The sequence below is a fragment of the Erythrobacter sp. WG genome (assembly GCF_026586795.1).
GTDB lineage: Bacteria > Pseudomonadota > Alphaproteobacteria > Sphingomonadales > Sphingomonadaceae > Erythrobacter.
On record NZ_JAPFGY010000011.1, the window covers coordinates 20598 to 43800 of the forward strand.

Annotated in this window: 20 protein-coding genes; 13 read left to right on the plus strand and 7 right to left on the minus strand. The window is 68.2% G+C overall.

Annotation, left to right across the window (positions count from 1 at the left end):
- The first annotated feature begins 3 nt into the window (after positions 1-3).
- From bchY to pufM, 6 genes are all read left to right on the plus strand, one after another.
- On the plus strand, positions 4-1536 hold the full coding sequence (gene bchY / locus OPU67_RS07440) for a chlorophyllide a reductase subunit Y (RefSeq protein WP_267618812.1): 1533 nt from the start codon (positions 4-6) through the stop codon (positions 1534-1536).
- On the plus strand, positions 1533-2978 hold the full coding sequence (bchZ, locus tag OPU67_RS07445; RefSeq protein WP_267618814.1) for a chlorophyllide a reductase subunit Z: 1446 nt from the start codon (positions 1533-1535) through the stop codon (positions 2976-2978). Before bchY ends, bchZ begins: the two co-directional genes overlap by 4 nt.
- Positions 2979-3147: 169 nt before the next feature.
- Complete coding sequence (gene pufB, locus OPU67_RS07450) at positions 3148-3288, plus strand: light-harvesting antenna LH1, beta subunit (RefSeq protein ID WP_160761937.1); 141 nt, start codon at positions 3148-3150, stop codon at positions 3286-3288.
- A gap of 75 nt (positions 3289-3363) precedes the next feature.
- Entirely contained in the window at positions 3364-3558 is a 195-nt protein-coding gene (gene pufA, locus OPU67_RS07455) for a light-harvesting antenna LH1, alpha subunit (RefSeq protein ID WP_267618815.1), read from the plus strand.
- Between the two features lie 99 nt (positions 3559-3657).
- Entirely contained in the window at positions 3658-4482 is an 825-nt protein-coding gene (gene pufL / locus OPU67_RS07460) for a photosynthetic reaction center subunit L (RefSeq protein WP_267618816.1), read from the plus strand.
- A 14-nt stretch (positions 4483-4496) separates the two neighbouring features.
- Positions 4497-5471 (plus strand): photosynthetic reaction center subunit M, encoded by a 975-nt coding sequence (gene pufM / locus OPU67_RS07465; protein ID WP_267618818.1) that lies wholly within the window; start codon positions 4497-4499, stop codon positions 5469-5471.
- Positions 5472-5779: 308 nt separating this feature from the next.
- Here pufM and OPU67_RS07470 read toward each other — a convergent pair whose 3' ends face one another.
- The 7 genes from OPU67_RS07470 to OPU67_RS07500 form a co-directional block, all read right to left on the minus strand.
- On the minus strand, positions 5780-6031 hold the full coding sequence (locus OPU67_RS07470; RefSeq protein ID WP_267618822.1) for a hypothetical protein: 252 nt from the start codon (positions 6029-6031) through the stop codon (positions 5780-5782).
- Between the two features lie 47 nt (positions 6032-6078).
- Positions 6079-6561 carry a TspO/MBR family protein gene (locus OPU67_RS07475; RefSeq protein WP_267618824.1) on the minus strand — a complete coding sequence of 161 codons (483 nt, stop codon included), beginning with the start codon at positions 6559-6561 and terminating at the stop codon, positions 6079-6081.
- 58 nt (positions 6562-6619) lie between these two features.
- Positions 6620-7816 (minus strand): geranylgeranyl diphosphate reductase, encoded by a 1197-nt coding sequence (locus OPU67_RS07480; protein WP_267618825.1) that lies wholly within the window; start codon positions 7814-7816, stop codon positions 6620-6622.
- Positions 7813-9171 (minus strand): BCD family MFS transporter, encoded by a 1359-nt coding sequence (locus OPU67_RS07485; RefSeq protein ID WP_267618827.1) that lies wholly within the window; start codon positions 9169-9171, stop codon positions 7813-7815. Before OPU67_RS07485 ends, OPU67_RS07480 begins: the two co-directional genes overlap by 4 nt.
- The gene (gene chlG, locus OPU67_RS07490; RefSeq protein ID WP_324255357.1) at positions 9171-10097 is read right to left on the minus strand and encodes a chlorophyll synthase ChlG; all 927 of its coding nucleotides are present in this window, start codon (positions 10095-10097) and stop codon (positions 9171-9173) included. The genes OPU67_RS07485 and chlG overlap by 1 nt, the downstream gene beginning before the upstream one ends.
- Before the next feature lie 303 nt (positions 10098-10400).
- Positions 10401-11822 (minus strand): transcriptional regulator PpsR, encoded by a 1422-nt coding sequence (gene ppsR, locus OPU67_RS07495; RefSeq protein ID WP_267618828.1) that lies wholly within the window; start codon positions 11820-11822, stop codon positions 10401-10403.
- A gap of 16 nt (positions 11823-11838) precedes the next feature.
- Positions 11839-12690 (minus strand): cobalamin B12-binding domain-containing protein, encoded by an 852-nt coding sequence (locus tag OPU67_RS07500; RefSeq protein ID WP_267618829.1) that lies wholly within the window; start codon positions 12688-12690, stop codon positions 11839-11841.
- Positions 12691-12990: 300 nt separating this feature from the next.
- On the opposite strand from OPU67_RS07500, the gene bchF reads away from it, so the two are divergent.
- Genes bchF through OPU67_RS07535 form a run of 7 tightly spaced genes read left to right on the plus strand, consistent with a single transcriptional unit; the run spans position 12991 to position 23178 of the window.
- On the plus strand, positions 12991-13530 hold the full coding sequence (bchF, locus tag OPU67_RS07505) for a 2-vinyl bacteriochlorophyllide hydratase (RefSeq protein WP_267618830.1): 540 nt from the start codon (positions 12991-12993) through the stop codon (positions 13528-13530).
- Positions 13527-14840, plus strand: coding sequence for a ferredoxin:protochlorophyllide reductase (ATP-dependent) subunit N (locus OPU67_RS07510; protein WP_267618831.1), 1314 nt, complete (start codon positions 13527-13529; stop codon positions 14838-14840). The genes bchF and OPU67_RS07510 overlap by 4 nt, the downstream gene beginning before the upstream one ends.
- A 4-nt stretch (positions 14841-14844) precedes the next feature.
- The gene (gene bchB / locus OPU67_RS07515; RefSeq protein WP_267618832.1) at positions 14845-16491 is read left to right on the plus strand and encodes a ferredoxin:protochlorophyllide reductase (ATP-dependent) subunit B; all 1647 of its coding nucleotides are present in this window, start codon (positions 14845-14847) and stop codon (positions 16489-16491) included.
- Positions 16481-20125, plus strand: a complete 3645-nt coding sequence (locus OPU67_RS07520) for a magnesium chelatase subunit H (RefSeq protein ID WP_267618833.1) — start codon at positions 16481-16483, stop codon at positions 20123-20125. The genes bchB and OPU67_RS07520 overlap by 11 nt, the downstream gene beginning before the upstream one ends.
- 16 nt (positions 20126-20141) lie before the next feature.
- Complete coding sequence (gene bchL / locus OPU67_RS07525) at positions 20142-21038, plus strand: ferredoxin:protochlorophyllide reductase (ATP-dependent) iron-sulfur ATP-binding protein (RefSeq protein WP_267618834.1); 897 nt, start codon at positions 20142-20144, stop codon at positions 21036-21038.
- The gene (gene bchM / locus OPU67_RS07530; RefSeq protein WP_267618835.1) at positions 21038-21742 is read left to right on the plus strand and encodes a magnesium protoporphyrin IX methyltransferase; all 705 of its coding nucleotides are present in this window, start codon (positions 21038-21040) and stop codon (positions 21740-21742) included. The genes bchL and bchM overlap by 1 nt, the downstream gene beginning before the upstream one ends.
- The gene (locus tag OPU67_RS07535; protein WP_267618837.1) at positions 21739-23178 is read left to right on the plus strand and encodes a BCD family MFS transporter; all 1440 of its coding nucleotides are present in this window, start codon (positions 21739-21741) and stop codon (positions 23176-23178) included. Before bchM ends, OPU67_RS07535 begins: the two co-directional genes overlap by 4 nt.
- Positions 23179-23203: the final 25 nt, after the last annotated feature.

Here is a 23203-nt window from a genome sequence, read left to right on the forward strand (position 1 = left end):
TCTATGAGCGAGCTCTCTTCCCCCCACGCTGAGCGCGCCCCCGACCGGATCGACACCGCCACGGCCCCGGTCGAAGGCGGCTGTGCCTCCAAGGACACCATGCGCGAGGCGGCCCGTGCCGCCGGCAAGAGCGACGTGCTCGATCGCTATGCCGAGGACTATCCCGTCGGCCCGCATGACCAGCCGCAGTCGATGTGCCCGGCCTTCGGCTCCCTGCGTGTGGGCCTCAGGATGCGCCGCACCGCGACCGTGCTCTCGGGCTCGGCGTGCTGCGTCTATGGCCTGACCTTCACCTCGCACTTCTACGGCGCGCGTCGGACGGTCGGCTATGTGCCCTTCAACTCGGAAACGCTCGTCACCGGCAAGCTCTTCGAGGACATCAAGGAAGCGGTCGAGAACCTCGCCGATCCGGAAGCTTACGACGCGATCGTCGTCACCAACCTGTGCGTCCCCACCGCGAGCGGCGTGCCGCTGCGGCTGCTGAAGAAGCAGATCAACGGGGTGCGCATCATCGGCATCGACGTGCCGGGCTTCGGCGTGCCGACCCATGCCGAAGCGAAGGACGTCCTTGCCGGGGCGATGCTGCAATATGCCCGCGAGGAAGTGATGGCAGGCCCCGTCGCCGCCCCGCGCGAGCGCACCGATCTGCCGACCGTCACCATGCTCGGCGAGATGTTCCCGGCCGATCCGATGGTGATCGGCCAGATGCTTGCCCCCCTCGGCCTTGCTGCCGGACCGGTCGTGCCGACCCGCGAGTGGCGCGAGCTCTATGCCGCGCTCGATTGCGCGGTGGTCGCCGCGATCCACCCCTTCTACACCGCCTCGATCCGCGAATTCGAGGCCGCCGGCCGCCCGATCATCGGCTCCGCGCCGGTCGGGGCCGATGGCACCGCGGCCTGGCTGCAATCCTTGGGCGACACGCTGGGCCTGCCGCAGGAGAAGGTCGACGGGGTCAAGAACGCGATGATCGGCGCCTGCAAGGGCGCCCTGTCGAAGATGCCGATCAAGGGGCGGATCACCGTTTCGGGCTATGAAGGCTCGGAGCTGCTGGTCGCCCGCCTGCTGGTCGAGAGCGGCGCCGACGTGCGCTATGTCGGTTCCGCCTGCCCGCGCACCAAGTGGTCGGATGCCGACCGCGAATGGCTCGAGGCGCGGGGGGTGCAGGTGCAGTTCCGCGCCAGCCTCGAGCAGGACATCGCAGCGGTCGACGAATACCGCCCCGACCTCGCGATCGGCACCACGCCGGTGGTGCAGCACGCCAAGACCCGGGCGATCCCCTCGCTCTACTTCACCAACCTGATCTCCGCGCGCCCGCTGATGGGCCCGGCAGGCGCGGGCAGCCTCGCGCAGGTGATCAACGCGGCGATGGGCAACAAGGCGCGCTTCGATGCGATGCGCGACTTCTTCGAGGGCGTCGGCACCGAACACGCCGCAGGCGTGTGGGAGGACGTGCCGGTCGACCGGCCCAAATTCCGCAAGAAATACGCGGCCTTGAACGAAGCGGCGCGCAAGGCGTCGGAGGCGGTGGGCACATGACCCTCGTTCTCGACCATGACCGCGCCGGCGGCTACTGGGGCGCGACCTACGTCTTCACCGCGGTGAAGGGCTTGCAGGTCATCATCGACGGCCCCGTGGGCTGCGAGAACCTGCCGGTGACCTCGGTGCTGCACTACACCGATGCCCTGCCCCCGCACGAGCTGCCGATCGTCGTCACCGGCCTCGCCGAGGAGGAGCTCGGCAAGACCGGCACCGAAGGCGCGATGAAGCGCGCGTGGAAGACCCTCGATCCCGAGCTGCCCTGCGTGGTGGTCACGGGCTCGATCGCCGAGATGATCGGCGGCGGCGTCACGCCGGAAGGCACCAATATCAAGCGCTTCCTGCCGCGCACCATCGACGAGGACCAGTGGCAGTCGGCTGACCGTGCGCTGACCTGGCTGTGGACCGAGTTCGGCCCCAAGAAGATGCCCGCCCCGCGTGAGCGCAAGGAGGGCGAGAAGCCTCGCGTCAACATCATCGGCCCGGCTTACGGCATGTTCAACATGCCCTCCGACCTCGCCGAGATCCGCCGCCTCATCGAGGGCATCGGCGCCGAGGTCGGCGTGGTGTTCCCGCTCGGCACGCACCTTGCCGACATCGCCAAGCTTGCCCAGGCCGACGCCAACGTGTGCATGTACCGCGAGTACGGCCGCAACCTGTGCGAGACGCTCGAGCGGCCCTATTTTCAGGCGCCGATCGGTTTGGGCCAGACCACCAAGTTCCTGCGCGCCCTCGCCGCCGAGCTCGGGCTCGACCCCGAGCCCTTCATCGAGCGCGAAAAGCACACCACCATCAAGCCGCTGTGGGACCTGTGGCGTTCGGTCACGCAGGACTTCTTCGGCACCGCCAGCTTCGGGATCGTCGCCAACGAGACCTATGCCCGCGGCATCCGCGCCTTCCTCGAGGACGACATGGGGCTGCCCTGCAACTTCGCCTTTGCGCGCTGCGCGGGGGTGAAGCCCAAGAACGACGAGGTGCGGGCAGCGATCCACGCCAACCCGCCGCTGGTGATGTTCGGCAGCTACAACGAGCGGATGTACATGGCGGAAGTGGGCGCGCGTGGGATGTACATCCCGGCGAGCTTCCCGGGTGCGGCGATCCGTCGCCACACGGGAACGCCCTTCATGGGCTATTCGGGCGCGACCTATCTCGTGCAGGAGGTCTGCAACGCGCTGTTCGACGCGCTGTTCCACATCCTCCCGCTCGCGACCGACATGGACAAGGTCGAGGCGACGCCGGCGCGCAACGAAAAGCCGCTCGCCTGGGACGCCGACGCAAAGGCGCGGCTCGACGAGCTCGTCGAGGCGCAGCCGGTGCTGATCCGTATTTCCGCCGCCAAGCGCCTGCGCGACGCGGCCGAGCGCAACGCTCGCAAGGCCGGCGCCGACACCGTCACCACGGACTGCCTCGACGAGGCGCTCCTCGAGGGCGCGACCGCGTGAGCCGCGGGGCCGCCCATAACCAGTTCGCGCCGCGCGGGGCTTGCCCCCCGCCGGCGCTCCGCCTTGCCTCTAACCGAAGGGGCGCATCAATCCACGTGGGGGATCACGCGGGGATGCCGACGGGGGCCTTCGGGTTCCCATTCAAACCCAACTGTACGGAGACAACCCAATGAACGAACGCATCGGGACTCACCTGACGCCTGAAGAGGCTCAGGAAATCCACAAGGGCTTCATGGGGACGTTCACCCTCTATGTGGTGATCGCTCTCGTCGCTCACGCCCTGATGTGGGCCTACAAGCCCTGGCTCTAATCCGGCCCTGACGCGCGCCTTTCGCACCCTGCGGACGGCGCACACGCATGAAGGCTTCAAGAAAGGAATTTTCCCATGTGGAGAATCTGGTTCTACTTTGACATCCGCCGCGCTCTCGTCGCGCTGCACGTTGGTCTCGCCGTCCTGGCGTTCACCATCCACTTCATCCTGCTCAGCACGGATCGCTACAACTGGCTCGAGCGCGCCCCCGGCACGCCCGCACCGGCGCAGGCGGCCATCGAGTCGTCGGAAGTTCCGGCGGCAGGATAGTCCGTCTCGAAATGTGAGGGGGCAGGTTCGCCTGCCTGCCTCCTAACACTCGGATAAAGCAACCTTTTGAACCCGCCCTCGGGCGGGGAGGATGGACCTATGGCGCTCCTTAGTTTCGAGCGGAAATACCGCGTCCGCGGTGGCACATTGATCGGCGGCGACCTTTTCGATTTCTGGGTCGGGCCGTTTTATGTCGGATTCTTTGGAGTGACGACGGCAATCAGCGCGCTGCTTGGCACCGCGCTGATCTTCGCCGCCGCGACACAGGGCCCGACCCTCAACCCCTGGCTGATCTCGATCAACCCGCCGCCGATCGAATATGGCCTGTCGCTGGCCCCCCTCAAGCAGGGCGGCTACTGGCAGATCATCACCTGCTGTGCGGTGGTCGCCTTCAGCTCGTGGGTGCTGCGGCAGGCGGAGATCTCGCGCAAGCTCGGCATGGCCTATCACGTGCCGATCGCCTTCAGCGTCGCCGTTTTCGCCTACGTCACACTCAACGTCATCCGTCCCCTGTGGATGGGCGCGTGGGGCAACGGCTTTCCCTACGGGATTTGGACCCACCTCGAGTGGGTCTCGAACGTCGGCTACGCCTTCGGCAACTTCCACTACAACCCCGTGCACATGCTCGCGATCAGCTTCTTCTTCACGAACTGTCTCGCGCTCGCTCTGCACGGCGGCCTCGTCCTCTCGGCGGTCAACCCGAGCGGGGGCACCGACGTGAAGTCGCCCGAATACGAAGACACCTATTTCCGTGACTTCATCGGCTATTCGGTCGGCACGCTCGGCATCCACCGGGTGGGGCTCTTCCTGGCGCTTTCCGCCGGGTTCTGGAGCGCCATCTGCATCGTCATTTCCGGCACTCTGTATGTCGGCAGCTGGATCGAATTCTGGGATTTCTGGAAGAAGATCCCGATCTGGTCGTAAGGAGCACCTGAACCATGGCGACTTATCAGAACATCTTTACCCAGGTGCAGGTGAAGGGGCCGCCCGAAATGGGCATCCCCCTGCCCGAGGGGGAGGACATCCGCTTCCCCTTCACCGGCCACACCTACTGGTTCGGCAAGATCGGCCAGGCCCAGTGGGGTCCGATCTATCTGGGCTGGACCGGGGTGCTGAGCCTTGCGTGCGGCACGCTCGCAATCCTCATCATCGGCCTCAACTTCTGGGCGCAGGCCGGGTGGAGCCCGCAGACCTTCATGCGCGAGTTCTTCTGGCTCACGCTGAACCCGCCGGCACCGGAATACGGGTTCAGCCCGTTCGTGCCGCTGAAGGAAGGCGGCTGGTGGATCCTTGCCGGCTTCTTCCTGACGAGCTCGATCCTCTTGTGGTGGCTGCGCACCTACCGCCGCGCCAAGGCGCTGGGCATGGGGATGCACATCCCCTGGGCCTTCGCCAGCGCCATCTGGCTCTATCTGGTGCTCGGCTTCATCCGCCCGATGCTGCTGGGCCAGTGGTCGGAGGCGGTGCCGTTCGGCATCTTCAGCCACCTCGACTGGACCAACAACTTCTCGCTGACCTACGGGAACCTGTTCTACAACCCGTTCCACGCGCTCTCGATCGTCTTCCTCTACGGGTCGGCGGTGCTGTTCGCGATGCACGGGGCGACGATCCTGGCGCTCGGCCGCTACGGCGGGGAACGCGAGATCGAACAGATCACCGACCGCGGCACCGCCGCGGAGCGCGGCGCGCTGTTCTGGCGGTGGGTGATGGGCTTCAACGCCTCGTTCGAATCCATCCACCGCTGGGCCTGGTGGTTCGCGGTGCTGACCACGCTGACCGGCGGGATCGGCATCCTGCTCACCGGCACGGTGGTCGACAACTGGTACCTGTGGGCGCAGGAGCACCACTACGCGCCGGAAACGATCCACTACGACCCGACCGGTGCAGCCCAGGCTGCGGCCGGCAACAAGTAAGGAAGGAGCCGGGCCGCAAGGTCCGGCTTCGTCACGCCAAGACGCAGAAACCCGGTCAGGCACGAGCCTGGCCGGGTTTTCTGTTGGGTGGCGGGGGGCAAGGTCGATCGGGCGGCGACCCTGCGCAGGCACGGGGCCACTCCAGGCTCTGCCGCGTGAACCGCCCTGGGTCGCTCAACCCCCGCCTTCGCGGGGATGACGGGAAAGGGGGATGAGCGGGCGCTCGGCTTCGCCTTCGCGGGGATGACGGGCGGACCGGAGCGAAAGCGGAGCCGATCAGGCCCGCAAGGCGTGCTCGGACCCTTGCTTCAATCCTCGAGGCGCGCGCGCAGGTCCATGAGGTGCAGCGGCAACGACGCGGCGAGCGGCAGGGCGATCCACCACCAGTCGGCGCCGGTGAGCGCCGCGCGCAGGCCGAGCACGATCAGCGCGGCGGGTCCGATCAGGCCGAGCACCGCGGCAAGGCTCCAGCGCCGGACGAGGGCGAGCCAGGCCGCCTCCACCGCCAGCACGGCGAGGATCACGTCGGCGGCGTGGCCGCTCGCGAAGAGCTGCTCCATGTCGGGAAAGCTCCGGCTCTGCCCTGCCCTGCCCCGCGCCCGCGGTCTCAGCCGAAGGGGGCGTTGAGCTGGACGACCGCCCAATTGAGGGCGCCTGCGAAACTGACCCAGCCGAGATAGGGCACCAGCAGCAGCGCGGCGCTGCGCGAGAAGCGCGCTACGTAGATCATGATCGCGAGGATCGAGAGCCACAGCAGCGTCACCTCCCAGAACGCCCAGTCGGGGCGCTGGAAGCGGAAGAACAGGATCGACCAGGTGATGTTGAGGAAGCCATTGAGAGCGAACAGCCCGATCACCCACTCGGCCTGCGCCGAAGTCGGCGCGGCGCGCCAGGCGGTGATGCCGGAGACCGTGATCAGCGCGTAGATCGCCGTCCAGCCCATGGGGAAAACCACGTCGGGCGGGTTCCAGTCGGGCTTGGCAAGCGCCTGGTACCAGGGCCCGAGATCCGTCACCGTCGCGCCCAGCGCCGCGACGCACAGCGCCGCCACGGTCGCGACGACCGCCGGGATGATCACCGTGGGCTTCATGACCGCGAATCTAGGCCCCGCGCGCGTCCCCTGCAACGGCTTTGCGGCCCGGCCCATCCTACCGGGTCGCGGGCCTGAGGCCGAGCAGGTGGGCGGTGTCCTTGAGGAAGATCTTGACGTGGGCGAGCGGCTTCGCGCGCACCAGCTTCTTGTGCATATAGGCCTGCCAGGTCAGTTCCTGCACGTCCTTGTCGTCGCAGATCGTCACGAAACGCTCGCGGCGCTTGTCGGACGAGTACCAGAAATACTGCATGATCCCGAGGATCCAGAACACCTTGCCGTGTTCCTTCATGAACCGCTTGCGCGCGGTCCTCAGATGCTTGGCCTCGCCCGTCTTGAGGAAGGCGGCGGCTGCCTCGCCCACGAGCCTGCCGCCGGCCATGGCATAGTAGATGCCCTCGCCCGAGGCCGGGGCGACCACGCCCGCGGCATCGCCGGCGACGATCACGTCAGCGCCGTTGTCCCAGCGCTTCAGCGGCTTCAAGGGAATGGGCGCGCCCTCGCGGCGCACCGTCTCGCAGCGGTCGAGCCCGAGGTCGTCGCGCATGGTGGCGATCGCGCCCCGCAAGCTGAAGCCCTTGTTGGCGCTCCCCACCCCGATGCTCGCGGTCTCGCCGTGGGGGAAGACCCAGGCGTAGAAATCGGGGGAGAGGCGGCCCTGGTAGAAGACGTCGCAGCGCGAGGCGTCGAACTGCTCGGTGTTCCGGGGCGGCGACTTGATGATCTCGTGATAGGCGAAGACGCAGGGCACGCGCTCGGCGCCGGGGAGGCACTGCTTGGCGACGGCCGAGCGCGCGCCGTCGGCGCCGATCACCACGCGGGCGCGCACGGATTCGATCGGGCCGCCCCGGGTGCGGCGGAAGGTGACGATCGGGTGCGGCTGGTCGTCGCGCTCGATCTTCTCGAAGGTTGCGGTGAGCCGCTCGGCGCCGGAATTGCGGGCGCGCTCGCGCAGCCACTCGTCGAACTCGTCGCGGTCGACCATCCCGACATAGCCGATCTCGCCGACCGGCATGTCGACCGCCCGGCCCGAGGGCGCGATCATCCGCGCCGAGCGCGCCTTGGCGACCAGCAGCGATTGCGGGATGTCGAAATCGGCGAGCAGCCGGGGCGGGATCGCCCCGCCGCAGGGCTTGATGCGCCCGCCGCGCTCGATCAGCAGCACCGAATGGCCGGCCAGCGCGAGGTCGGTCGCCGCGGTCGCGCCCGAAGGTCCGCCGCCGATGATGACGGCATCGTAGATCGTCTGGTTCATGCGAACTGCTCCCTCTCCCGTTGTGCAAGGCCCGCCCTGAGCGCCGCCCCGCCGGTCGCCTTGACCGCGAGCAGCGCCGACAGCAGGAAGGCCGCCGCCTCGATGGCGAAAATCATCCGGAACGCCGCGCCGTCGGTGGCGAGCAGCGTGCGGGCGATGTCGAGCCCGACCGCGCCCAGCAATCCGCCGAGCCCGAAGGCTATGGCTTGCGATGCGCCCCATACGCCCATGCGCACGCCCTCGCGGGTGGTCTCGCCCGCGCCCGCGAGCCCCATCATCGCGCCGATCGCCGAGACCGCGAAGACGCCGTTGCCGAGCCCGAGCAGCATGAGGTTCGCCTCCAGCGGCCAGGGCGGCCCGCTCACCGCGGCAAGCCCCAGCCCCCCGAGCCCGAGCCCCGAGGCGAGGCAGCCGCCCACCACCCAGGGCCTGAGGCCATCGGGCCGCTTGGCCGTAAAGGCGCTGCCGCCGATCCCGGCGAGGATCATGCCGATCAGGATACCGCCCTGGTGGAACTGGCCGACGGTCTTGGTGCTCTCCCCCGGTGCCATGCCGAAGATCAGCCCCGCAAAGGGCTCGAGGATCAGGTCCTGCATCGAAAAGGCGATCATCGAGACGAAGATGAAGATGGTGAAGCGGCGCGCGGCGGCCTCGGCCCAGATCTCGCGGATCGCGGCCTTGAAATCGGGCGCGGGCGCATCGCCCGTCGCCTCGTCGCGGAAGGAGCCGGCCTGCCGCTCGAGCCGGAAGGTCGCCGCCGCCACCAGCGCCACCATCACCGCCGCAAGGCCGCCCGCGACTTCCATCAGGCGTTCCGGGCTGTAGGGCTTCAGCAAGCTGCCGACGATGATCGCCGAGGCGACGATGCCGCCGACCATCATGATCCAGGTCAGCGCGGCGGCGGCCGCGCGGCGTTGGGGCGCGACGCCCGACGCCAGCAGCGCCAGTGCCGAGGTGCCCCCCGCTCCCACGCCCACGCCGATCAGCGCATAGGCGAAGACGGCAAGCGCGAAGCCGAGGGCGAAGCTCGCCTCCATCAGCAGCGTCGCCCAGGTCGCGAGCAATCCGCCCGCCGCCAGCACGGCAAGGCCGCCGACGATCCACGGGGTGCGCCGCGCACCCTTGTCAGAGCCATGGCCCCACAGCGGGCGTGCGAGCTGCACGCCGTAATGCCACGCCACCAGCCCTGCCGGGATCGCCGCGGCAAGCGAGAGTTCGACCACCATGATGCGATTGAGCACCGTCGTCGCCAGCATCACCAGCGCGCCGATCGCGGCCTGCACCATCCCGATGCGCGCGATCCCGAGCCAGCCGAATCCTGCCCTCGCCTGCGCTTCGGGCAGCCTGCCGTGCATCAGATGTAGCCCCCGAGCCCGAGCGCGGACGCGAGCATCCCCAGCACGTAGAGCGTGACGCCCACGCCATTGTACCACGGGGCATATTTGGCCGGATCCCGGATCAGCTTGGGCATGGCGGCGATCTGCCCGGCGAGCACGCCGGTCACCACCAGCGCCGAGGCGTTGTAGCCCCAGATCGCGAGCAGGCAGATGACGACGATCTGCGCCGAGGCCATCGTCGTGCAGGCGAAGCGCGCCGCCTCGGTCACGCCCATCGTGACGGGGAGCGAGGTGAGTCCGGCCTGCCTGTCGCCCTCCTCGGCTTTGAAGTCGTTGAGCACCATGATCCCGTGCGCGCCCAACGAATACATGAACAGGATGATGCCGTTCTCGACCGTCGGCGCGGTGCCGGCGAGCACGGTCGCGCCGGTGAACCAGCTCAGGCCCTCATAGGTGAGGCCGCAGACCAGCGGGCCGACGAGGCCGTTCGCCTTGAAGCGGAACGGCGGCGCGGAATAGGCCCAGGCGAAGGCGAGGCCGACCAGCGCGGCGGCGAAGACCAGCGGGCCGAGCGCCCATCCGACGCTCGCCGAGATCACCGTCATGATGCAGGCGATATAGAGCCCCCAGCGCCCCGGAATGCGCCCCGAGGGGATTGGCCGATCGGGCTCGTTGATGGCATCGACATGGCGATCGAACCAGTCGTTCACGGCCTGCGAGGTGCCGCACACCAGCGGCCCGGCCAGGAGGACACCCCCGGCGACGAACCACCAGCGACCCTCCAGCCCTGCGCCGGACGACACCGCGCCGCACATGAAGGCCCACATCGGCGGGAACCAGGTGATGGGTTTGAGAAGTTCGAGCACGTCGCCCGGACGCATCCCGGCGCGCGCGGGCGCGAAGCCGGTGGGGGCGGTGCGATTCGATGATACCGACTGCTCCATGTGCAAAGGCTACCATGACAAGCAACACCGTCAACTTTTTTGGACACTCTGTTCCCGGACGACACCGGAATTAGCGTTCAGATAGGTTAACCCACGAGAAACAATGTCCAGCGCCCGCCTGTCAGGCAATCCGATCGGTTGGAATTCACGCGCGGCGGCCGGTGCTGCGGGCAGAGGCGTTTTGGCAGGACCCAGGCAAGGTCTCGGCCCCGTTCACACCCCTCCCAGACCCCCTCCAGCCCCGGCCAGGCCGGGCCTTGCCCGACGTTCCCCGAAAAGGGCCCAAAGCCCTACAGGCCGGGCCTATTCGGCGTCACCGGCAAGGTTGCCGAGGCCGTAACGGTGGAGCTTGGAATAGAGGCTCTGGCGCGAAAGGCCGAGGATTTCCGCGGCCGAGGCGCGGTTGTCCGAAGTGTAGGACAGCGCCGCCTCGATGCACAGGCGCTCGATCAGGTCGGTGCTCTCGCGCACGATGTCCTTGAGGCTCATCCGGCCGACGAGGTCGGTGAGCTGTTCGACCGAGCGCGGCAGGTCCTGGCTGCCGGGCGGCAGGTCGCGCAGCCGCCGGCCGATGGGGCGGATCACGAAGGCGTAATAGCCCTCGTCCCCCGCGGTGCGCACGGCGGAAAGCTCGACCGGCTCGCCCTCGATGTCGCCGCCTACCCTGAGGATGGTGGCGACGTTGCGCGCGGCGCCGTGCTGGTCGATCTGGCCTTCGATTAGCTCGAGATCGATGCCTGGCCGACCGATCGATTCCGAAAGGTGCCGCCCGCGCAGCTGATCGACGCTAGCGGCCTGACAAAGCTCGACAAAGGCGGCGTTGGCGGTGACGATTTCGAGATTGCTGTCGGCAACCACGAAGGCATCGGGCATCTGGTCGACGAGCGAGAGGACCGGCGAGAACTCGGCCGCCGGGCGATCGGTGGCGGGGACCAGACGAACCAGCAGGAACTGGCCGCGATCCTGGGTGAAGCCGTTCACCACCGCCATCACCTCGCGCGAGCCGCGGGCGATGCGGATCCGCGCCGGGCTGATCGTGTCCGAGGCGAGCGCCGCGCCGACCAGTCCCGAGACCGCCTCATGCGAGTTGCGATCGATGAAATTCAACAGCTTCTTGCCCGGCAGGCTTCCCGCCCGCGCGCCGACGAGGGCGTGCGCGGCGGGGTTGGCCTCGCGGATGCGGAGGGTGCCCGCCTCGACGATCAGCACCGGCTCGGTCGACCGCTCGAACAGCATCCGGTAGCGCGCCTCGAGCTGGCGCATCCTGAGGTAGTCCCGCTCCAGCGATTGCTGGACCTGGAGCAGGCGCTGCTGGAGCTTGCCCGCCTCGCGCAGGTCGCGGCCGAAGGCGATGCGGTGGCGGCCGCCGTCGACGCTGAGGACGGCGTAGCGAATCGGCACGCTGCCCTCGCGCGAGGCGTGGTTGACCTGCCGCCAGTGCTGCACTTCCCCACGCCGGGCGGCGGCGAGCATCTCCATGACTTTCGGGCGGGATTCGTCCGAAACCGTGTCGATCCAGTTGTTGCCGACGAGCCCCGAGAAGGTCGGGAACTCGCGCGGATCGTAGGCTGCATCAAGGATCGTGCCGGCCTCGTCGAGCACCAGCGTGACATCGCCCGCCATCATCGCCAGCTTCATCGCCGCATCCGCATCGAGACTGTCGAACAGCGCCGTTGCGCGCCCGAAAGGGTGCTTGCCGTCGATCGAATGTTTGCGGGTGAGCATGGCGCCTGGCAACCCCCTAGGAGAGGTTCAGGGCACGGGCTGCGGCAGTCTTCACCAGGGAATTCGCGAGTTCGAGCGCGGCGAGCGCGTCGGCGCCGGTGCCGTCGGCGCCGACTTCTTTCGCGATATCCGGGTTTTCGTTGATCATTCGACCGCCGACCAGCACGATGATGTTGGGATTGGCGGAGACCTTGCGCACCGCCTTGACGAGATTGCCGAGCGCGGCGCTAGGGCAATCCCGCGCGAGCGTCAATCCGACAAGGTCGAAGCGCTGGTGGGCGAGCCTGTCGAGCAGCTCGCGCCGCTCGGGCTTGACCAGCGCCTCGGCCCGCCACCCGCCGCGGGTGAAGACCTCCTCGATCATCAGGACGCCGAAATTGTGGTGATCGCCCGGCATCGGCGAGAACAATGCGGTGCGAGGGGCGTGGATCTCGCCGCCCTCGACCGGGGAGCGGGCGGCGACCTCGCGCATCACTTCCTGGAGGCGCCACAGGCCCATGGTGACATCGAGGAAGTCGCATTCGTCGCGGTCCCACATCTCGCCCAGCATCCGGGCGGCGGGGGCGAGCAGATCGAGGCAGATGGTCTCGACGCTGGCACCCTTGGCGATGAAGCCGTCGACCTCCTCGAGCAGGCTGGCAGCCTCGAGGCGCAGCGGCAGTTCGGCAAAGCGCGCGGCTTCTTCCGGCGTGATGGCCCGCGCGCCGCGCGGTCGAGGGGCGCCCTTGTCGGACGTGGTGTGCGCCATCAGCAGGCGCGGGATGATCTGGTTCTCGATGATCGAGTTGACATTGTCGGCCTTGTCCTCATCGGCCGCTGCGGCGCGGCGGCGGACCCGCTCCAGAGGCGCGGCAATGACGCCCCTCAAGACCGCCGATCCCGCTCCTAACATTCCTGAAGTCTTGGACACTCCCATATGTTTCGGACCTTCTCCCCAAGGTCGTGCGGAGCACCCTTCCGCACCAGGTATTGGCCGAGTCTCCCGACTTATCCCTGTTCGATGAGAGCCGGCGACTCCGATCTACGCCCTTTTCGGACCGCGCGCAAACGACCTTACCTATGATAGCCCCGCCGTCAACCAAACTGAACGTCCAATTGAGTTGACACACGATTTGGGAGGCGTAATCATCCGATTCCGAAAAAAGAGGCTAACGCAAGCATGACTCGGATGGATCAGGCATCCCCGGTCGAACCTGGCACCAAGGTGCACGGGGCGAGCCACGAGAGGGGCAGGGGCCGGGCACTCTACACCGCGGACGAACGTCGCCGTCGCGACGAATCGGTCTGGACGATCGTCCAGGGCGTGCTCGCTCCGCTGCAGTTTCTCGTCTTCCTGGTGAGCCTCGGGCTCGTCGTCCGCACGCTCACCACGGGTGAAGGCGCCTTTGCCGCGGACGTGTCGATCGTGATCAAGACGCTGGTGCTCTACACCATCATGATCACCGGCTCGATCTGGGAGAAGGTGGTGTTCGGCAAGTGGCTCTTCGCCGAGAGCTTCTTCTGGGAGGACGTCGTCTCGATGCTCGTCCTCGCCCTGCACACGCTCTACCTCGTGATGCTTTTCGGCGAATACGGCACGCTCGAGCAGCGGATGCTCGTCGCGCTCGCGGCCTACAGCTCCTACGTCGTCAACGCCGCACAATTCCTGTGGAAACTTCGCATGGCGCGGCTCGAAGGGGCGAAGTCGCCCGAGGCGGTCGCTGCATGAGCCCGCTCGCCACGCTCGAAGGCTGCGCGAGCGAGATCGCGCTGACCGAACGCCCCGCCGCCGAGGCCCAGCGCCCGATCCTGCGCGAGCGCGGCCAGCGCGAGGTGTTCTGCGGCCTCACCGGCATCATCTGGCTGCACCGCAAGATGCAGGACGCCTTCTTCCTGGTGGTCGGTTCGCGCACTTGCGCGCACCTGCTGCAATCGGCCGCGGGCGTGATGATCTTCGCCGAGCCGCGCTTTGCCACCGCGATCATGGAAGAGCGCGACCTTGCCGGCATGGTCGATGCGCAGGACGAACTCGACCGGGTGGTGAACCGCCTGCTCGAGCGGCGGCCCGACATCAAGACGCTGTTCCTGGTCGGCTCGTGCCCCTCGGAAGTCATCAAGCTGGATCTCGCCAAGGCCGCCCAGCGTTTGGGCGCGATCCATATGCCGCGGGTGCGCATCCTCAACTACTCGGGCAGCGGTATCGAGACCACCTTCACGCAAGGGGAGGACGCCTGCCTCGCCGCACTCGTCCCGGTCATGCCCGCGCTTCCCGCCGATGCGCCCAAGGAGCTCTTGATCGTCGGGTGCCTGCCGGACATCGTCGAGGACCAGTTCCTGCGCCTCTTCAAACAGCTCGGGATCGAACGCGTCGGCGTGCTCCCGGCGCGCGACGGCCGCAACCTGCCCTCGCTCGGGCCGAACACCCGTTACATCCTCGCCCAGCCCTTCCTCGGAGAGACCGCGATGGCGCTCGAGGCGCGCGGGGCGAAGCGGATCGAGGCGATGTTCCCGTTCGGCGCCGAGGGCACCAGCGACTGGCTCAAGGCCGCTGCCCGCGAGTTCGACATCGACGAAATTCACGTGGAGCAGGTCCTCGCAGCGCCGCGCGCCCGCGCGCAGAAGGCGCTCGCCAACCTGCGGCCGCAGCTCGAAGGCAAGCGCATCACCTTCCTGCCCGACAGCCAGCTCGAAGTGCCGCTCGCGCGCTTCCTGCAGGACGAGCTGGGCATGGAGCTGATCGAGGTGGGCACGCCGTACCTCCACCGCGCGCACCTATCCCGCGAATTGGGCCGGATCGGGCCGCAGGTGCGCCTCAGCGAAGGCCAGCACGTCGAGCGCCAGCTCGACCGCGTGCGCGCCGACCAGCCCGACATCACCGTCTGCGGTCTCGGGCTTGCCAACCCGCTCGAGATGGAGGGCCTCACCACCAAGTGGGCCATCGAACTCGTCTTCTCGCCGATCCACGGTTTCGACCAGGCCGCGGATCTTGCCGAACTCTTTGCCCGGCCGCTCAGGCGCCGGGACTTGCTGGAGGTGTAGACCCATGCAGCTTGCCGTCTGGACCTATGAAGGGCCGCCCCATGTGGGAGCCATGCGGGTCGCGACAGCGATGGAGAAGCTGCATTATGTCCTCCACGCGCCGCAGGGTGACACCTACGCCGACCTCCTGTTCACGATGATCGAGCGGCGCGGGAAGCGCCCGCCGGTCACCTACACCACCTTCGAGGCGCGAGACCTCGGCAAGGACACCGCGCAGATCTTTCAGGACGCGGCGCGCGAGGCGGTGGAGCGCTTCAATCCGCAGGCGATCATCGTCGGCGCCTCGTGCACGGCAGAATTGATCCAGGATGATCCGGGCGGCCTGTCCGAAGCGATGGGCCTGCCCTGCCCGGCCATCGCGCTCGAGCTCCCCAGCTACCAGCGCAAGGAGAACTGGGGCGCGGCCGAGACATTCTACCAGATCGTCCGCGCGCTCGCCGACAAGGACCTGAAGCGCGCGCCGCGGGAAGGCCGCCGCCCGCTTGCCAACATCCTCGGCCCCACGGCATTGGGCTTCCGCCACCGCGACGACCTCGTCGAGATCCGCAAGATCCTTGATCAGCTGGGCGTCGACGTGAACCTCGTCGCCCCGCTGGGCGCAACCCCCGAGGACATCGCCCGCATCGGTGCGGCCGATTTCAACATCGTCCTCTATCCTGAAATTGCAGATGAGGCCTCACGCTGGCTCGAGCGGACTTTCGCTCAACCCTGCGTGCGGACCGTCCCCATCGGCGTGGGAGCGACCCGCTCTTTCATCGCCGACGTCGCCGAGCTGGCAGGTGCAGATCCCACGCCTGCCCTCGGCGACACCTCTTCCCGGATGCCCTGGTGGTCGCGCTCGGTGGATTCCACCTACCTGACCGGCAAGCGCGTCTTCATCTTCGGCGATGCCACCCATGCCGTCGCGGCCGCGCGCATCGCCCGCGAGGAGCTGGGCTTCGAGGTCTGCGGCCTCGGCTGCTACAATCGCGAGTTCGCCCGCGAGATCCGGGCCGAGGCCGCGCGCTGCGGGGTCGAGCCGCTGATCACCGACGATCACCTCGTGGTCGAGGAGGCGATCGCCAATGCCGCGTGCGAGCTGGTGCTCGGCACGCAGATGGAGCGCCACATCGCCAAGCGCCTCGGGCTCCCTTGTGCGGTGATCTCGGCGCCGGTCCACGTCCAGGACTTCCCGGCGCGGCACTCGCCCCAGATGGGTTTCGAAGGCGCGAACGTGATATTCGACACTTGGGTCCACCCGCTGGTCATGGGCCTCGAGGAGCACCTCCTCACCATGTTCCGCGAAGACTTCGAGTTCTCCGACGAGGCCGGCGCCTCGCACCACGCCGCGCACAGCCCGCGCCGGGCCGCTGCCGCGCTGGCGCAAGCCGCCGCCCCGCCGCCGACCGCGCCGCCCGAACCGGTGCGCGAGCCCGAAATGGCCTACGCCCCAGCCCCGGCTACAGCCGCCGCGGTCGCCGAAGCCGCACCCGCCCCAGCCGCCGACAGCGCCTTCGTGTGGACGGCCGAGGCGGAGAAGGAGCTCAAGAAGATCCCGTTCTTCGTGCGCGGCAAGGCCAAGCGCAACACCGAGGCCTTCGCCGCCGCCGAAGGCCGCCGCGAGATCTGCCTCGAAACCCTCTATGATGCGAAGGCGCACTATGCACGCTAGTGTCCCCTCTGTTCCCTCCGCCGCCAGCGTGGATCCCCGCGCCCCCGTCCGGGTCGCGATCGTCACGCTCGACAACCACTTGAAGGGCGCGGTGATGCGCGCCGAGGAAGCCCTCGGCAAGGAAGGCATCCACCTCACGCTGCACGCCGCCGCCGAATGGGCGAGCGATGCGGGGCACCTCAAAGCCCTCAAAACCGCGATCGCCGAGGCCGACATCGTCATCGCGACGATGCTGTTCCTCGACGATCACATCCGCATCGTCCTGCCGCTGCTCGAAGCGCGGCGCGAGGCGTGCGACGCGATGGTCTGCGCGATGAGCGCGGGCGAGATCGTGCGCCTCACCAAAATGGGCGCCTACCGCATGGATGCGCCCGCCAAGGGCCCGCTCGCGCTGCTCAAGAAGCTGCGCGGCTCCTCGAAGCCGGGCGGCGGCAACTCGGCTGCCGGGCAGATGAAGACCCTGCGGCGCCTGCCCAAGATCCTCAAGTTCATCCCCGGCACCGCGCAGGACGTGCGGGCCTATTTCCTCACCTTGCAATACTGGCTGGCGGGTTCGGACGAGAACGTCGTCGCGATGGTCCGCAATCTCATCGACCGCTATGCCGCGGGTGAGCGGATGTATCGCCGCGGTATCACCAAGGCCGAGGCGCCGATCGAGTATCCCGAGACGGGGGTCTACTACCCGGGGAGCCAGCAGCGCATCTCGGAAAGCCTGCGCCTGCTGCCGCGCACGGAAGGTCGCGAAGGCACGGTGGGCCTCGTCCTGCTGCGCTCCTACCTGCTCGGCCGCGACGCTGCCCACTACGACGGCGCCATCGCCGCCTTCGAGGCCGCCGGCCTCAAGGTGGTGCCGGTGTTCGCCGCCGGCCTCGATGCGCGCCCCGCGATCGAGCAGTTCTTCATCGGCCCCGACGGGCGGCCCACGGTCGACGCGGTGGTCAACCTCACCGGCTTCTCGCTGGTCGGCGGCCCCGCCTATTCCGACGCCGAGGCCGCGCGCGAGGTGCTGGCGAAGCTCGACCTGCCCTACATTGCCGCCCATGCGATCGAGTTCCAGACCATCGAGGACTGGGCGCACCGGCCGCAGGGCCTGCTGCCGCTCGAGGCGACGATGATGGTCGCCCTTCCCGAACTCGACGGTTCGACCGTGCCCCATGTCTTCGGCGGCCGGGCCGGGGCGGGTGAATGCTGCAACGGCTGCGAGCGCCGCTGCGTGCGCCCGGCCGCGGAGAAGGCCCGCCCGATGCAAGTCTGCGCCGAGCGCGCCGAGGCGCTCGCTGCCAAGACCGTGCAGCTGATCCGCCTGAAGCGCTCCGAGCGCGCGGCGCGCAAGCTCGCGGTCGTCGTCTTCAACTTCCCGCCCAACGCCGGCGCGACGGGCACCGCGGCCTTCATGGCGGTGCACGAGAGCCTCTACGAGACGCTGAAGCGCCTGAAGGCCGAGGGCTACACAGTCGACGTGCCCGAGAGCGTCGAAGCGATGCGCGATGCATTGCTCGGCGGCAACTCGGACCGCTACGGCACCGATGCCAACGTCGCCCACAAGATCCCGGCCGACGAGCACGTCGCCCGCGAGAAGTACCTCGCCGAGATCGAGGCGGCCTGGGGCCCGGCGCCCGGCAAGCAGCTTTCCGACGGGGGCAACATCCTCATCCAAGGCGTGCACTTCGGCAACGTCTTCGTCGGCGTCCAGCCCGCCTTTGGCATCGAAGGCGACCCGATGCGGCTGCTGTTCGAGGGCGGCTTCGCCCCGACCCACGCCTTCAGCGCCTTCTACCGCTGGATCCGCGAGGACTTCGGCGCCCACGCCATCCTCCACTTCGGCACCCACGGCGCTCTCGAGTTCATGCCGGGCAAGCAGGCGGGCATGAGCGGCAAGTGCTGGCCGGACCGCCTGATCGGCGAGACCCCCAACTTCTACCTCTACGCCGCCAACAACCCCTCGGAAGGGATGCTGGCGAAGCGCCGCTCGGGCGCGACCCTCATCAGCTACCTCACCCCGCCGCTCGCCCAGGCCGGGCTCTACAAGGGCCTGTCCGAACTGAAGGCAAGCGTCGAACGCTGGCGGCAGACGATCAGCGATGCCGACCACGCCGAGGAGCGCGCCGATCTCGAGCAGCTCATCGCCGACCAGTGCGAGGCGCTCGACATCACCTACACCGAGATCGGCGAACTGCCCGACCGTCTCTACGAGATGGAAGAGGCGCTGATCCCCTACGGTCTTCACGTCTTCGGCCGCAATCCGAGCGGCGCGGAGCGCGAGGAGATGCTCGATGCGATGATGGAGGCGGGCAGCCACGACGGCCCGACCCCGGACCGCGCGCGGCTCGCGGCGCTGCTCGACTCGTCGGACGAGATGGGCTCGCTGATCCACGCGCTCGACGGCGGCTACGTGCTGCCTGCGCCGGGGGGCGACGTGATCGTCAACCCCGATGTGCTCCCCACCGGGCGCAACATCCACGGCTTCGATCCCTTCCTCCTGCCCTCGACCTTCGCCTGCCGCCTGGGCCGCGAACAGGCCGAGCGCCTGATCGCCCGGCACGTCGAGAGCGGCCAGCCCTTCCCCGAGAGCATCGCGATGGTGCTGTGGGGCACCGACAACATGAAGTCCGAAGGCGTGCAGATCGCCCAGGCGATGACCCTGATGGGCGCGCGGCCCCGCCGCGACACTTATGGCCGCCTTGCCGGAGCGGAGCTGATCCCGCTCGAGGAACTCGGCCGCCCGCGGATCGACGTGGTGATGACCCTCTCGGGGATTTTCCGCGACCTCCTGCCGATGCAGATCAAGATGCTCGCCGAGGCGGCGCTCCTCGCCAGTCAGGCCGACGAGCCGCTCGAGGCGAACTTCATCCGCAAGCACACGCTCGCGCAGATGGAGAAGCACGGCTGCGACCTCGAGACCGCGGCGCTCCGCGTCTTCTCGAATGCCGAAGGGGCCTACGGCGCCAACGTCAACCAGCTTATCGAGGGCGGCGTCTGGGCCGATCCGGACGAGCTCGCCAACGCCTTCGAGGTCAACAAGGGCTTCGGCTACGGCGTCTCGGGGAGGCCCGTGCAGCAGCGCGAGCTGTTCCAAAGTGCGCTCGGCACGGTCGATTTTACCTACCAGAACCTCGAGAGCGTCGAGCTCGGCATCAACGACGTCGACCAGTATGTCGACGGCCTCGGCGGCGTCACCCGCTCGGTGGCGCGGGCCAAGGGCAAGGAGACGCCGGTCTACATACTCGATGCGACCCGCGGGAACACCAAGGTGCGCACGCTCGCCGAGCAGATCGACCTCGAGGCGCGCACCCGCACCCTCAATCCCAAGTGGTTCGAGAGCCTGCTCGAGCACGGCTACGAGGGCGTGCGCCAGATCGAGGGCCACGTGACCAGCACCTTCGGCTGGTCGGCGACCACCGGACAGGTGGCACCCTGGGTCTACCAGAAGATTTCCGAGACCTTCGTGCTCGATGCCGACATGCGCCGCCGCATGTCGGAGCTCAACCCGAAGAGCTCGGCGCGCGTCGCAGGGCGTCTGCTCGAAGCATGCGACCGCAACCTGTGGCAGCCGGACGAGGCGACGCTCGCCGCGCTTCGCGAAGCCAATGACGAATTGGAAGACCGCCTCGAAGGCGTCTTCCCGGCAGAATGAGAGAGGGATCACTCAGATGAACTTGCACTCCCCCAGCAAGAGTTTCTCACCCCCTGACGGCGAAGGATCGGTCCAGGTCCAGCTCGATCCGCGCGACAAGATCGGCGGCGCCAAGGTCTTCGCGGTCTACGGCAAGGGCGGCATCGGCAAGTCGACGACCTCGTCGAACCTGTCGGCAGCCTTCTCGAAGCTCGGCCACCGCGTGCTGCAGATCGGCTGCGACCCGAAGCACGATTCCACCTTCACGCTCACCAAGAAGCTGATGCCGACGGTGATCGACGTGCTCGAGACGGTTGAGTTCCACGCCGAGGAACTGCGGCCCGAGGACTACATGTTCGAGGGCTACAACGGCGTGATGTGCGTCGAGGCGGGTGGCCCGCCGGCGGGCACCGGCTGCGGCGGCTATGTCGTCGGCCAGACGGTCAAGCTGCTGAAGCAGCACCACCTGCTCGAGGAAACCGACGTCGTGATCTTCGACGTGCTGGGTGACGTGGTGTGCGGCGGCTTCGCCGCGCCCCTCCAGCACGCCGAACGCGCGATCGTCGTCGCCGCCAACGACTTCGACTCGATCTTCGCCATGAACCGCATCGTCGCCGCGATCGGGGCCAAGTCGAAGAACTACGACGTGCGCCTCGCCGGCGTCGTTGCCAACCGCAGCCGCGCCACCGACGAGATCGACCGCTTCTGCGACGCCATCGGTATGCAGCGCCTCGCGCACTTCAAGGATGTCGACGCGATCCGCCGCAGCCGTCTCAAGAAGTGCACCTTGTTCGAGATGGGCGATGATCCGGAAGTGATCGAGGCGCAGAACGAATACCTGCGCCTCGCGCAGATGCTGTGGGACGGCGTCGAGCCTTCGGCCGCCACCCCGATGAAGGACCGCGACATCTTCGACTTCCTGGGGTTCGAGTGATGGCAACGCGCACCCCTTCGGAATACGAACACCGCCGCGAGGCGCTGGCGACCTATTTCGACAGCACCGCGCGCCAAGCTTGGATCGACCTCACCAGCGACGTGAAGGTCAGCGGCATCCGCGCCACCGTGCGGGCCGGGCGCGACGCGATGCGCGCGACGATCCTCGACTGGCTTCCGACCGACCTTCGCCGCACCCGCGTGCTCGACGCCGGATGCGGCACCGGGTCGTTCTCGGTGGAGGCAGCCTGCCGCGGGGCGGAAGTGACCGGCATCGACGTTGCCGCCGGCCTCGTCGACGTCGCCCGCCAGCGCGCGCCCTCGTTCCTCGGCCACGGCCGGATCGACTGGCGCGCGGGCGATATGCTTGACCCCTCGCTCGGCACCTTCGCCCACGTGGTGGCGATGGATTCGCTGATCCACTACCGCCCCGAGGACCTCGTCGCCGCGCTCGCGCAGCTCGCCAGCCGCACCACCGGTTCGATCATCTTCACCTTCGCGCCGAGCACCCCGCTGCTGATGGCGATGTATAACGTCGGCAAGCTTTTCCCGCGTTCCGACCGCTCGCCCGCGATCGTGCCGGTCAGCGAGGCCGACGCGCGCCGCCGCCTCGAGAAGCTGCAAGGCTGGAGCATCGGGCGCACCAAACGCATCCAGTCGGGCTTCTACACCTCGCAGGCGCTCGAACTCGTGAGGCACGGATGACAGCCCCGGCCCGTCCCAAGCCCCCCCACTGGACGGAAGTCGTCTTCCGGATGCTGCCGTTCGCCGATGCGGCGAGCGCCGACCTGCCCCTGCCGCGCCTGCTGCGCCTGTCGTTGTTCCAAGTGAGCGTCGGCATGGCGACGGTGCTGCTCAACGGCACATTGAACCGCGTGATGGTGGTCGAGCTCGGCACGCCCACGTGGCTGGTGGCGCTGCTGATCGCGGTGCCGCTGCTCGCGGCGCCGTTCCGCGCGCTGATGGGCTACAAGTCCGATACGCACCGCTCGGTTCTCGGGTGGCGGCGCGTGCCTTACATCTGGTTCGGCTCGCTCCTCCAGTTCGGCGGCCTTGCGATCATGCCTTTCGCGTTGCTGCTGCTGGGCATCGAGGAGCGCTTCGAGCTCGGCCTCGTCGCCGCGACCCTCGCCTTCCTCCTCACCGGCACGGGCTTCCACCTGACCCAGACCGCTGGCCTTGCGCTAGTGAGCGACCTTGCGAGTGCCGACAAGCGCCCGCGCGCGGTGGCGCTGCACTACGTCACGCTGCTCGTAGGCATGATGTTCGCGGCCTTCGTGATCGGCGGCATCCTCGCCGACTACTCCGCGACCAAGCTCGTCCAGGTGATCCAGGGCTGTGCGGTTCTGACCGTAATCCTCAACACCATCGCGATCTGGAAGCAGGAGGCGCGCAACCCCGCCCTCACCAAGGGCGTCGAGCCGGGGGCGCCGACCTTCAAAGAACTATGGCAAGACTTCGTGAAGCAGGGCCGCAACGCCCGCTTGCTGACCGCGATCGGGATCGGCGCGGCGGGGTTTGCCATGCAGGACGCGCTGCTCGAGCCCTATGGGGGCGAGATCCTCAAGCTCTCGGTCGGGGCGACCACTGGGCTGACCGGCGCCTGGGCGCTCGGCTCGCTGATCGGATTCACCACTTCCGGCGCGGCGCTCGCGCGCGGGTGGGATCCGCTGCGGCTTGCCGGCATGGGCCTCGTCGTCGGCATCAACGCCTTCCTGCTGGTGCTCTTCGCAGGGCCCTTCTCGGCGCCGCTGATGCTCTATACCGGCGCGTTGGGGATCGGGATCGGCCTCGGGCTGTTCTCGGTCGGCACGCTGATGGAGGCGATGAACCTCGCCGAGGGGGAGTCCGCGGGACTCGCGCTCGGCGCATGGGGTTCGGTGCAGGCAACCTGCGCCGGCTTCGGCATCGCGATCGGCGGCCTGCTGCGCGACGGCGTCGCGGCGCTGGTGCAAAGCGGCGCTCCGACCGCCAGCCTCGCGGTCCGCGCCACCGGCTACGGCACCGTCTACATTCTCGAGATCGCGCTGCTGCTCGCCGGCCTCGTCGCGATTGGCCCGCTGGTGACATATCAGCGCCGCTTCTCTTCCACCCAGGACAAGCCCGATCAGCCGTTCGGCCTGATGGAGTTCCCGACATGATTACCCGTGCCCGCCGATCCTGTCT

Bases quoted from the DNA above. Each gene is read 5' to 3' on its own strand.
- pufL (WP_267618816.1), top strand. From the start codon at position 3,658: ATGGCGCTCCTTAGTTTCGAGCGGAAATACCGCGTCCGCGGTGGCACA.
- pufA (WP_267618815.1), top strand. From the start codon at position 3,364: ATGTGGAGAATCTGGTTCTACTTTGACATCCGCCGCGCTCTCGTCGCG.
- OPU67_RS07475 (WP_267618824.1), bottom strand. From the start codon at position 6,561: ATGAAGCCCACGGTGATCATCCCGGCGGTCGTCGCGACCGTGGCGGCG.
- OPU67_RS07535 (WP_267618837.1), top strand. From the start codon at position 21,739: ATGACAGCCCCGGCCCGTCCCAAGCCCCCCCACTGGACGGAAGTCGTC.
- bchL (WP_267618834.1), top strand. From the start codon at position 20,142: ATGAACTTGCACTCCCCCAGCAAGAGTTTCTCACCCCCTGACGGCGAA.
- bchY (WP_267618812.1), top strand. From the start codon at position 4: ATGAGCGAGCTCTCTTCCCCCCACGCTGAGCGCGCCCCCGACCGGATC.
- OPU67_RS07480 (WP_267618825.1), bottom strand. From the start codon at position 7,816: ATGAACCAGACGATCTACGATGCCGTCATCATCGGCGGCGGACCTTCG.
- OPU67_RS07510 (WP_267618831.1), top strand. From the start codon at position 13,527: ATGAGCCCGCTCGCCACGCTCGAAGGCTGCGCGAGCGAGATCGCGCTG.
- pufB (WP_160761937.1), top strand. From the start codon at position 3,148: ATGAACGAACGCATCGGGACTCACCTGACGCCTGAAGAGGCTCAGGAA.
- OPU67_RS07485 (WP_267618827.1), bottom strand. From the start codon at position 9,171: ATGCACGGCAGGCTGCCCGAAGCGCAGGCGAGGGCAGGATTCGGCTGG.
- OPU67_RS07520 (WP_267618833.1), top strand. From the start codon at position 16,481: ATGCACGCTAGTGTCCCCTCTGTTCCCTCCGCCGCCAGCGTGGATCCC.
- ppsR (WP_267618828.1), bottom strand. From the start codon at position 11,822: ATGCTCACCCGCAAACATTCGATCGACGGCAAGCACCCTTTCGGGCGC.
- bchM (WP_267618835.1), top strand. From the start codon at position 21,038: ATGGCAACGCGCACCCCTTCGGAATACGAACACCGCCGCGAGGCGCTG.
- chlG (WP_324255357.1), bottom strand. From the start codon at position 10,097: ATGGAGCAGTCGGTATCATCGAATCGCACCGCCCCCACCGGCTTCGCG.
- bchZ (WP_267618814.1), top strand. From the start codon at position 1,533: ATGACCCTCGTTCTCGACCATGACCGCGCCGGCGGCTACTGGGGCGCG.
- OPU67_RS07470 (WP_267618822.1), bottom strand. From the start codon at position 6,031: ATGGAGCAGCTCTTCGCGAGCGGCCACGCCGCCGACGTGATCCTCGCC.
- pufM (WP_267618818.1), top strand. From the start codon at position 4,497: ATGGCGACTTATCAGAACATCTTTACCCAGGTGCAGGTGAAGGGGCCG.
- bchB (WP_267618832.1), top strand. From the start codon at position 14,845: ATGCAGCTTGCCGTCTGGACCTATGAAGGGCCGCCCCATGTGGGAGCC.
- bchF (WP_267618830.1), top strand. From the start codon at position 12,991: ATGGATCAGGCATCCCCGGTCGAACCTGGCACCAAGGTGCACGGGGCG.